Below are 10,614 nucleotides of genomic sequence, written 5' to 3' on the forward strand. Positions count from 1 at the left end.
GCGCGGCGCACCAAAGGCGGGGAATAGGACATGATCGGGCGTAGACATCTATTGGCCATGGCGGGTGGGGGACTGCTCGGCAGGCCGGCCCTTGTGGTGGCGCAACCGCAACGTGTGCTCCGCTTCATTCCGCAGACTGATATTGCGGGCTTCGATCCGATCTTCTCTTCCACCCAGGTGACGCGGAACTATGCCTACCTCGTCTACGACACGTTGTTCGGGCTGGATAAGAATTTTCTGCCGCAACTGCAGATGGCAGAAACCGCCGAGGCGGAGGAGGGGCACAGGCGCTGGACCATAACCCTTCGTCCCGGCTTGGTCTTTCATGACGGCGCGCCGGTGCTGGCACGGGATTGCGTGGCCAGCATCCGCCGTTGGGGCGCGCGGGACAGCTTTGGCAAGCTGCTCATGGCCGCGACTGACGAGCTTTCGGCGCCGGACGATCGCACCATCCTGTTCCGCATGAAGCGGAGCTTTCCGCTGCTGCCTTTCGGCCTTGCCAAATCCACCGCCAATATGGTCGCGATAATGCCGGAGCGGCTGGCCAAGACGCCGCCGCACCAGCAGGTGACGGAGATCGTCGGCAGCGGTCCGTATCGGTTGGTGACGGATGAGAGCGTCATCGGCGCCCGGATCGTCTTCGCCCGGCACGAGGCCTACCGGCCCCGTCAGGATGGCGAACCTGGTTGGACCGCCGGCCCCAAGGTAACGCATTTCGACCGTGTGGAATGGATCATCATCAATGATGCTGCCACTGCAGCGGGTGCGCTGCAGAACGGCGAGGTGGATTGGTGGGAAACCCCAACGCCGGACTACTTGCCGCTGCTGGCCCGACACCGTGAACTGGCGGTCGGGATCAACGACATATCGGGCGGCATGCCCATCATGCGCTTCAACTTCCTCAACCCGCCCTTCAACAATCCGGAGATCCGCCGGGCCGTGCTGCGCGGCACCAGCCAGCGCGAGTTCATGCATGCCATGGCGGGTACGGACGAAACGCTGTTCATGACCAATGTCGGCTTCTTTCCACCGGGTACGCCTTTCGCCTCGGAAGCCGGCTTGTCCAACATGAGCGACACGCCCGACATCGCCAGAGCCAGGCAGGACATCCTGGCCGCGGGCTACAAGGGCGAACGCGTCGTGGTGCTGGGTCCGGCCGACCGCGCCTCGGTCAAGGCGGCAAGTGAAGTAGCGGCCGATTTGCTGGTTCGGCTCGGCTTCAATGTGGACTACCAGGTGGCGGATTGGGGAACGGTCAGCGCGCGCGTTGTGAAGAAGGAGCCGCCAGAGCAGGGGGGATGGAGCGTCTACTTCGGGATCTGGAGCGGATTGTCGGTCATCAACCCGGCCGTGCACCAATCGCTCCAGGGCACCGGCACCGATGCCTGGACCGGCTGGCCGGACCTACCGAGGCTGGAGGCGCTGCGGCGATCCTGGCTCGACGCGCCCGACCTCGCCGCGCAGAAGGACGTCGCCAGGGCCGTGCAGGAGCAGGCCTATGAGGACGTCCCTTACGTGCCACTGGGCCAGTTCTTCGCGCCGATCGCCTACCGGAGGAACCTGACGGGGATCGTCCAGGGCTTCCCGGTTTTCTGGAACGTCAAGCGGGCCTGATGCAAATGAGAAAAATGGTTTTGGCGGCCAACGCCAACGCGGCGGGCAGTCATGTGGGCGAGTGGCGGCACCCGGATGCATGGGACCGCCCTGCGGCCAACATCGCCAATGCGGTGCGGCTGGCGCAGATCGCGGAAGCGGGCAAGTTCGACCTGCTGTTCCTAGCCGATGGCAATGGCGTCCGGCAGCTCGACAAGCCGGACCTGTTTCGTGCCACCAGCCCTTCGGACCGACCCGGTGTGTTCGAGCCGGTGACACTGCTATCCGCCCTGGCCATGGTGACGCGCCGTATCGGTCTCGTCGCGACGGCCACCACCACCTATGACGAGCCGTTTCACGTGGCGCGCCGCTTCGCATCGCTGGACCACATCAGCGGCGGCCGGGCGGGCTGGAACCTCGTCACCACCTCCAATCCGGATGACGCGCTAAACTTCAACCACAGCGAGCATGTGGCGCGGGACAAGCGCTATGATCGCGCCGCCGAGTTCGCGAAGGTGGTCAAGGGGCTGTGGGATAGCTGGGATGACGACGCCTTTCCGCAGGACAAGGCCAGCGGGACCTTCCTCCATCCCGAGAAGGTGCATGTCCTGAACCATCAGGGCACCCACTTCCAGGTTCGCGGCCCGCTGAACGCGCCGCGCCCGCCGCAGGGGCATCCGGTGATCTTCTCCGCAGGCCAGTCTGAGACGGGCAAGGATCTTTCGGCGCAGCACGCTGATTGCGTCTTCGCGATCGAGGGCAACCTCGCCAACGCTCAGCGGCTCTACGCCGACATCAAGGGTCGAATGGCAAAATTCGGCCGCGCCGAGGATGACATGCGCATCCTGGCCGGCGTGACCATCTTCGCCGGGGAAACGGAGGAGGAGGCGGAGGCGCTGTTCCAGCAACTCGAGGATCTGGTCTCGCCAGCGGTCGGCGTGGACTACCTGTCTAAGATGCTGGGACGGAAGATGCGAGACTATCCTCTGGATGAGCCGATGCCTGATTTCGACGACGAGCATGTGGGGCACACCGGCATCGGCAAGGGTATCCTACGCGTCGCGCGGGAGGAGAAGCTGACAGTGCGCGAAACCTACAAGCGCATCCTGCCGCAGATGGGCGGGAACATGTTCAAGGGCAGCGCCAAGCAGGTGGCGGATACGATGGAAGAATGGTTCACGACCAAGGCCTGCGATGGCTTTATGATCGCCGCGCCAGTTGTGCCCACAGGGCTGGAACGGTTCATCCGTTTGGTCGTTCCAGAACTTCGCCGCCGCGGGCTGTTCCGGGAGGAGTATGAGGGCCGAACGTTGCGGGAGAACCTAGGGCTCACGCGGCCTAACAATCAACTCTCTTAAGAAGCACGACTAAACTGAGCGCCTTGCATCGCGATGCCAGCGCATCGCGGATGCGGCGATTATCAGAATTTTTTGCCACGTGCCCCTGTGGTCAACGGCTTTCTCATGAACCTCCATTACTCCACGACCAAGCTGATGGTAGCGCGGTTGGTAGAGCACAATGCAGCATGACTCTGCTAAGATCTGGGCATCCGTTCGATGAATCTGCGCCAGCTCCGCTACTTCACCAAGACGGTTGAAGCCGGGAACATTACCCGGGCCGCCGAGCAGCTTTTCATCGCCCAACCGGGCCTTGGCCTACAGATCCGTCAGCTGGAAGAAGCGTTGGGGGTGCCCCTGCTGCACCGCCACTCACGCGGCGTGACCCCGACGGCAGCGGGACAGATCCTGTATGACCGCGCCTGCGAGATCCTGCGGCTGGTCGAGGACACCCAGCGGGAGGTGAAGACTGTGTCCTCCCCACTGCGAGAGAACATCTCGCTCGGGCTCACCAATGGGGTGACGAACCTGCTCGGCGTGACGCTGATGCTGTCGGCTCGCGAGGAACTGCCCAGTGTTCACCTCCTGTTGGTGGAGGGCCAAACGCTGAATCTGGTTGAGGCGCTGGAGCGGGAGGAGATCGACTTTGCCGTTACCTATGACGTCGCTGAGCGTCCTGGCTTGCTGCGCGTCCCGCTGATGGAGGACGAGCTGCTGCTCGTCAGCGCGCCTCGGGCCAGCCTTGCCGAGAGCGTGGCCTTTGGCGAGCTGGCGCAGGAGGAACTGGTCTTGGGCGGCGAACGCGACGCTCTTCGGCGGCTTGTTCAACTGACCGCCGACAAGCTCAACGTGCCCCTGCGCATCAGCTTCGAGGCCAGTTCGGTGGCCGCCATCCGCAGCCTCCTGTTTCGCGAGCAGGTGGCCACCATCATGGCCTTCGGCAGTGCAGCGGAGGATATCCAGGCGGGCCGGCTGGTCGGCCGGCGCATCGTCTCCCCGAGCCTGAGACGGACCCTGTTCCTGGCTAGACTGATCCGGCGGCCACTGTTCCTGAACGAGGGCGCCCTGATCGACCTGCTCGGCCGGGCCATGAGCGGCATGGTGGAAGCAATGGGTACGCTGGCCACCCCTCTGCCCAGCTTGTCTGCGCCGTTGTCGCGAACAGTGGATCAAATGGCCCTGCCGGAAGCCGACCGGGACGCCCCATAAGTTTGGCTTCGACCAGACAGAAGCAATCGGACTTGGACAGGCGCCGCGCCGCGCCAGCATTCTTTCTTCCTGAAGGGCGCCACCTCAAGGCCGCCATGAGCAGGAGGGGATTGCGCGGATGCAGGCCGGTTCGGAATTGCGTGTGGGTGTGCTGGGCTGCGGCCTGATCAGCGCCGATCATTTCCGTGCCTGGGCCCGCTGCCAGGGTGCCTCGGTCGTTGCGCTCTGCGACCCTGATCCCACCAGGGCCGCACAGCGCGCCGCTGAGTTCGGCATCGGTGCCGTCTACCACTCGGCCGAGGCGATGCTGCGCGAGGCGCGGCTTGACCTAGTGGACATCATCACTCCGCGCCAGACGCATGCGGCGCTGGTGCTTCTGGCGGCGCGGTATGGGATTCACGCGCTGTGCGAGAAGCCGCTATGCCCGACCCTGGCCGAGGCGCGCGCCCTGGTTGACGAGATCGGCGGCCGCATCCGCGTCATGGTCAATGAGAACTGGCGGTTCCGCGCCTATTTCGGCGTGATCCGGGACTGGCTGCGGGACAGCCGACTGGGTACGCCGGTGCAGGCGCGGCTTTCGCTGTGGCGCTCCAACCTGATCCCCGGTGCCGATGGCGTGGTGCCCGCCCTGCAGCGCCAGCCTTTTGTCGCGACGGAACGGCGCTACCTCGTCGCCGAATCGCTGATCCATGAGCTGGACACGGTCCGCTCGCTCTTTGGCGAGGTGGAAGTGGTCTCCGCCCTGATCGCTCGCGCCTCGACGGACGTGATCGGTGAGGATGCGGCGGCAATCCTTCTGGAGGCGGAGACGGGCATGCCGCTGGTGGTGGAAGGCGTCCTGTCCGCCGCCGGCCACAAGCCGCGCGCGCCAAACCGTATGGAGATCGCCGGCACGCGGTGCAGCCTGGTTCTGGAGGATGCCACGTTACGACTGTTCGGCGCCGAGGCGGAGGAGCTGCGGTTCGACGAGGATGCGGCCCGACAGGACAGTTTCGACGCCTCGGTGCAGCACTTCGTGAACCAGATCCGCAACGGAGGCGCGCATCAGACTTCAGCGGAGGACCAGCTTCGCACGCTGGCGCTGGTGGAGCGTGTCTATGACCTGGCTGGGCCGCCCCGCGCCCTGGCGCGGCGTCAAAACCCGCACCCATAAGTAAAAACCAGCCGCAACAAGGCCGAACGAATACTGGGAGGACGAGAATGGAACACGGAAGCTGCGCGTCGTCACGGCGCATGCTGCTCGCAGCAGCACTCGGCACGGCAGGTGGGGCGCTGGCACGGCCCACACTGGCCCAGCCTTGGCCGGGCCGGCCACTCCGGATTGTCGTGGGCTATGCACCCGGCGGACTCACGGATCTCGTGGCACGGATGATCGGGCCTTCGCTGACGGAGGTGCTGGGTCAGCCCGTGGTGGTGGAGAACCGCACCGGTGCTGCGGGCAACCTGGCCACCGAATATGTCGTGCGGGCACCGGCCGATGGCTCCACATTTCTGGCCTCATCGGGCGGGCAGATCACCGTCTCTCCGCACACCTACACCAATCTGCGCGTCGATCCGGTGACGGAGCTGGAGCACATCACCATGATCGGTGAGGGTGACCAGATCATCTGCACCAACAATGCGCTGCCGACGAAGAATTTCAGCGATTTCGTCGCGCTTGCGAAGCGGCAGCCGGGGCGGATGAGCTATGCGACCTCGGGTTCGGGCGGCAATCTGCACCTGTTCCTCGAGTTCATGCGATTGGAAACCGGGATCGAAATCGAGGCGATCCATTATCGCGGCGGCGCAGCCCTGCTACCGGACCTGATGAGCAATCAGGTCCAGCTCAGCCTCAGTACCTATCCGGTGGTGGAGAGCGCCATCCGTGAAGGGCAGGTCCGGCCCTTGCTGATCATCGGCCGCCATCGGGAGAAACGCCTGCCGGAGGTGCCGACCGCCACCGAGGTCGGCTACCCCGCCCTGGATCGCTGCGCCAACTGGTTCGGGCTGCACGCACCCAAAGGAACCTCGGGAGCCGTGCTCAACCGGATGCAGCAGGTGGTGGGTGAAGCGTTGCGCCAGCCTGCCGTGATCCAGCGCCTGGCCGTGCTCGGACTGGACCCCGTCGGCAACACACCGGATCAGTTCCTGGCTCGTATCCGCATGGAGAGCGAGCTCTACGGCACGGTGGCGCGGCGCGCCAACCTGCAGGTTTATTGAGCGCGAAACGGGGGCTTCGTCGGATGAACCGCTATGCCAGCAGCGACCTGCGGAACTTCGCCGCCATGCTGTTCGCAGCAGAGGGGCTTTCCGCCGGGCATGCCGCTATCTCGGCGGACTGCTTGGTGGCAGCAGATCTGCGGGGCACGCACTCGCACGGTGTGATCCGCCTGCCGTTCCTGTTGCAGAGGTTACGGCAGGGCGGCGCCAATCCCAGGCCGGCACTACGGGTGCTGCGGGATGCGCCGGCGACCGCCCTGATCGACGGTGATGGCGGCCTCGGCGCCGTCACGGCGCATGAAGCCATGCAGATGGCCATTAAAAAGGCGGCGCAATGCGGCGTTGGTCTGGTGGTGGCCCGCAACAGCGACTTCATCGGCACCTGCGCCTACAGCGCAATGCTGGCGCTGCAGTGCGGCATGATCGGCCTGACCTGGACCAACGGCGCGCCGGGCATGGCGCCCTGGGGCGGCCGACAGAATGCCATCGGCAACAACCCCCTCGGCATCGCCGTGCCGGCGGCGGAGCAGCCGCCTGTGGTGCTGGACATGGCGATGAGCGTCTCTGCCGGCGGCAAGGTGCGCCTGGCGGCCAAGCGCGGAGAGGACATTCCTGAGGGTTGGATTTTGGACCGTGAAGGGCGTGACACCACGGCGCCCGAGGCGCTGGCGGATGGTGGCGCCTTGCTGCCCCTCGGGCACAAGGGCTTCGGCCTTGCGGTAATGGGCGAGATCCTGGCCGGCATCCTCGGTGACGCCGCCATGCTGGATGAGATTCCACCCTGGTTCGCCGCGCCGGAGCGTCGCGTTGCCAGTGGGCACCTGCATCTCGCCATCGACATCGCCGCCTTCCGGGACGTTGCCGGCTTCCGTTTGCGCGTCGACGACTTGACCGGGCGTCTTAAGGAAACACCGCTGCGCGCCGGCTGCGAGGAGATCCTGCTGCCGGGCGAGCGTGCCGCACGGGCGGAGGCGCAGCAATCCGACCACGGCATTCCGCTGCCTACAGCCATCGAGGCGGATTTGCATGACCTCGCCGGAATGCATGGCCTCGTGCCGCCGCGCCCGCTGGCGCAGCCGGCCAGCGCCTGAAGCAATCCGGTTCGACCAGAAGGACATGTCCATGTCACGCCTGACCCTTGCCCACCTGACCGCCAGCGCTACGCCTGCCGAGACCATCGCCGCCGCGGCGGAGGCCGGCTTCGACGCGGTGGGGATCCGCATCTGCCCCCGGCGGCCGGGCGACGCCTATGCCGGCACGGTGCTGGGCGACGCCGCCGCCCTGACCGCCCTGCGCCAGTTGCTGCGTAACACCGGCATCCCCCTCTCCAATGTCTCCGCCTATCAGTTCTATCCCGAGGTCCGGTGGGAGGACGTCGAGCCGGTGCTGGACGCGACGGCAGAGCTAGGCGGCGAGCTGATCGTTGCCAATGGCTTCGACCCGGAGCTCACGCGCTTCGCGGAAATCCTGTCGCGTTATGCCGAGGGCGCTGCCGCGCGCGGCATCCGTGTAGCGCTGGAATTCATGCCCTACAGCGCGGTGCGGACCGTCGGCGAGGCCGAGGCGATGGTGGCGCGCTGCGCGGCGCCCAATCTCGGCATCCTGGTGGATTCGCTGCATCTGGACCGTTCTGGTGGTACCGCCGAGGAAGTCGCCCGCCTTCCTGCAGAGCGCATCAGCTTTGCGCAGCTCTGCGATGCACGGCGCCTGCGGCAGCCGGCTTCCGCACAGGAACTGATGCAGGAAGCACGCACCTCACGCCTGCCACTCGGTGAGGGCGAGCTGCCTCTCGATGCCTTTATGGCGGCGCTGCCGCAGGGGCTGGAGCTTGAGTACGAGGTGGCGCGCAGCGACCTCATCCATGGCACAGCGGTGGACCGCGCCCGGGCAGCCAAGGCGGATGCCGACCGTTTTCTTGCCCGCGCTCCGGTCGGCCGCTTTGTCTGACCCATTCTGAACCATCCCAAGGAGACGACCATGCCGTTGGCCGGCCAAGGCTTCATCGCTATCTGGAACGATATCCTCCCCGAGAAGCGCGACGCCTTCTTCGAATGGCATGCCCGCGAGCACATGCCGGAGCGGATCGGCATTCCGGGCTTCCATCGCGGCCGGCGCTACATCGCCATCGAGGCGGATATCGAGTTCGTCACGTTCTACGAGGCGGCTTCCGTTGAGGTGTTCTCTAGCGATGGCTACAAAGCGCGGCTTGGCCAGCCTACGCCCTGGTCGCTGGAGGTGCTGCCGGCGTTCCGCAACAATCTGCGCGGTGTCTGCCGCGCCGCCTACAGCGTCGGCCATACCGATGGCGGCTTTCTGTGGACTCTGCGCCTGAGCCCGGCGGAAGGGCAGGCTCAGGCTCTGTCGCAGGCATTGAAGGAAGCGTTGCTCCCACCGCTGCTCAAGCAGCCGAAGGTCACAGGTGTGCACCTGCTGGTCTGTGATCCGGCACTGAGCGGCACCAACACCGCTCTGCAGCGTGGCCGTACTATCACGCCACCGGATTGGGTGATCATGGTGGAAGGATCCTCAGCCGATGGCGTGCGCGCGGCGGTCGCTGCACTTGACACGGCGGCGCTGCAGCAGCGTGGCGCAGCTCCGGGTGCGCAGGGCGGCCTCTACCAGATGGAGTATGGCTTGGCACGGATCGCCGATCATGTCGGGTGAGGGATCGCGCGGGCGGGGGCGTGTCGCGACCGTCATCGGCGGGGGTAATGGCATCGGCGCGGCCACATGCCGCCTGTTGGCGCGGCAGGGCTGGCGGGTGGCTGTGGCGGACCTTGATACCACCGCGGCTCTGGCCGTGGCACAGGACTGCGAGGGCTGGGGCGGTGCCGTGGATGTGCTTGACGAGGCCTCGATCCGGTCCTGCGCAGCGCGAATCGAGACAGAGTTTGGCCCGGTACATGCCATGGTAAGTGCCGCTGCCATCTTCGCGCCGCGCCAGCCGCCAGAGGACTTGCCGCTGGCGGTGTGGGACCGCATTGTCCAGTCCGGCTACCGCGGGACCTACGTCGCCAATGTCGAGTTCGGTCAACGCATGGCACGGCGCGGCGCCGGCGTTATCGTCAATATCTCTTCCATGGTGGGTCAGCGGCCCAACCACGGCCACGCCTATTATTCGGCGAAGGCGGCCGTGAACATGCTAACTGAGGGTATGGCAGGCGAGTGGGGCCGCAGCGGCGTGCGCGTCAATGCGGTGAGCCCTGGCTTCGTCGCCGTGCCCCGCATGGTAGAGAACATCCGTGCAGGCACTCGCTATGCGGTTTCGCCGGCTGAAGTCAGCGCCCTCGGCCGACTAGTGGAGCCCGACGAGGTGGCGAGCGTCATCGCCTTCCTGCTCTCCGATGAGGCTTCAGCAGTGACGGGCGCGAACATCCCGGTTGATGCGGGCGTTCTTGCGGTCAACGGCTGGGCCGTCCATGGCGGCGTACCGCCCGCGCGCTCTCGGTACTCTACTGACGCTCTGGAATAAGCCTCTTGAACCTTTGTTACCATGAGGCCCGCCTGGGTGAGCACGAGGGGATCTGCCTCCTCAGCGGCTGCTCACCAGCGGGGCTAGCATGTCGTACGGTAGGGATGGCGAACGGCTCGCGAAGGCTCTCCCGGTGAGCCTTCAGGAACACCCGGTGGAGACAACGGCGTCCAACTCCGGCAGGCCCAGCAGCTCCGCCAGGGTGAGCAGGGCCTCCACCTCGGCAAACACCTCCCGCAGCTGGGCCATGAGCGCGGCCTGGACCGCAAGGGAGGAGGGCAGGGCGGGAAAGGCCATCAGCGCTGCGAGCCGGGCCTGCGTGCTTTCAAGACAGGCCGCGATGAGAAGCTCAGGCCGGGGGCGTGCCCCCGAGCTGTCCGCGGCACGCCAATCCGCAAAATCGTCCATGTCGTTCAAACCCAGATCCAGTGTGGATCACCTACGGCGTCTTTGTTGGTGATTTCTGAACACGGCAACTCTTCGGCTGCAGCTGAAGCTCATGGCAGTGCTGCACAGTGGTTCATCGCAACCTACGCGATCTTAAGCCTTTCTTAAATATTATCACTCACTTTTGAGTGATCAGCCCCGAGGGGCTCCGATCACAAAAGGTGAGCCCCCATGACCGCTCTCGGTGTTTACGTCGGCAACAGCCCCTCGGACCTGGCGAAGTTCTCCTCCTGGCTCGGCGACAAGCCCGACTACGTCCATGGCGTCGTCGGCTATGCCGACTGGAAGGACTACACCGGCTCGGCCAGCTGGCAGGCCAATCTGTGGAAGTCCTCCGGCGTGGACGTGCAGTGGTCG

General features: G+C 65.6%; 11 protein-coding genes. 10 read left to right on the forward strand and 1 reads right to left on the reverse strand.

The window, feature by feature from the left end; all coding sequences use genetic code 11:
* Positions 1–30 precede the first annotated feature (30 nt).
* The 9 genes from F0Q34_RS19405 to F0Q34_RS19445 all read left to right on the forward strand — a co-directional run bounded on the left by F0Q34_RS19405 (position 31) and on the right by F0Q34_RS19445 (position 9,810).
* Complete coding sequence (locus tag F0Q34_RS19405; protein WP_149813965.1) at positions 31–1,614, forward strand: ABC transporter substrate-binding protein; 1,584 nt, start codon at positions 31–33, stop codon at positions 1,612–1,614.
* 14 nt (positions 1,615–1,628) lie between these two features.
* The gene (locus F0Q34_RS19410; RefSeq protein WP_241665589.1) at positions 1,629–2,951 is read left to right on the forward strand and encodes an LLM class flavin-dependent oxidoreductase; all 1,323 of its coding nucleotides are present in this window, start codon (positions 1,629–1,631) and stop codon (positions 2,949–2,951) included.
* A 198-nt stretch (positions 2,952–3,149) separates the two neighbouring features.
* Positions 3,150–4,139 (forward strand): LysR family transcriptional regulator, encoded by a 990-nt coding sequence (locus F0Q34_RS19415; protein ID WP_149813969.1) that lies wholly within the window; start codon positions 3,150–3,152, stop codon positions 4,137–4,139.
* Positions 4,140–4,257: 118 nt separating this feature from the next.
* A complete protein-coding gene (locus F0Q34_RS19420; RefSeq protein ID WP_149813970.1) occupies positions 4,258–5,292 on the forward strand; it encodes a Gfo/Idh/MocA family protein in 1,035 nt (344 codons plus the stop codon).
* 47 nt (positions 5,293–5,339) lie between these two features.
* Positions 5,340–6,338 (forward strand): Bug family tripartite tricarboxylate transporter substrate binding protein, encoded by a 999-nt coding sequence (locus F0Q34_RS19425; protein ID WP_241665590.1) that lies wholly within the window; start codon positions 5,340–5,342, stop codon positions 6,336–6,338.
* A 23-nt stretch (positions 6,339–6,361) separates the two neighbouring features.
* On the forward strand, positions 6,362–7,429 hold the full coding sequence (locus F0Q34_RS19430; protein WP_149813972.1) for an Ldh family oxidoreductase: 1,068 nt from the start codon (positions 6,362–6,364) through the stop codon (positions 7,427–7,429).
* Positions 7,430–7,460: 31 nt separating this feature from the next.
* Entirely contained in the window at positions 7,461–8,285 is an 825-nt protein-coding gene (locus F0Q34_RS19435) for a sugar phosphate isomerase/epimerase family protein (protein ID WP_161600957.1), read from the forward strand.
* Between the two features lie 30 nt (positions 8,286–8,315).
* Positions 8,316–9,002, forward strand: coding sequence for a hypothetical protein (locus tag F0Q34_RS19440; RefSeq protein ID WP_149813975.1), 687 nt, complete (start codon positions 8,316–8,318; stop codon positions 9,000–9,002).
* Positions 8,992–9,810 carry an SDR family NAD(P)-dependent oxidoreductase gene (locus F0Q34_RS19445; RefSeq protein WP_149813977.1) on the forward strand — a complete coding sequence of 273 codons (819 nt, stop codon included), beginning with the start codon at positions 8,992–8,994 and terminating at the stop codon, positions 9,808–9,810. The genes F0Q34_RS19440 and F0Q34_RS19445 overlap by 11 nt, the downstream gene beginning before the upstream one ends.
* A 141-nt stretch (positions 9,811–9,951) precedes the next feature.
* On the opposite strand, the gene F0Q34_RS19450 is transcribed toward F0Q34_RS19445, so the two are convergent.
* A complete protein-coding gene (locus F0Q34_RS19450; RefSeq protein ID WP_149813978.1) occupies positions 9,952–10,218 on the reverse strand; it encodes a hypothetical protein in 267 nt (88 codons plus the stop codon).
* A gap of 210 nt (positions 10,219–10,428) precedes the next feature.
* Here F0Q34_RS19450 and F0Q34_RS19455 point away from each other — a divergent pair.
* On the forward strand, positions 10,429–10,614 hold a 186-nt coding region (locus tag F0Q34_RS19455; RefSeq protein ID WP_206668098.1), incomplete at its 3' end, for a hypothetical protein.

The organism is Teichococcus oryzae (assembly GCF_008386565.1).
GTDB lineage: Bacteria > Pseudomonadota > Alphaproteobacteria > Acetobacterales > Acetobacteraceae > Pseudoroseomonas > Pseudoroseomonas oryzae.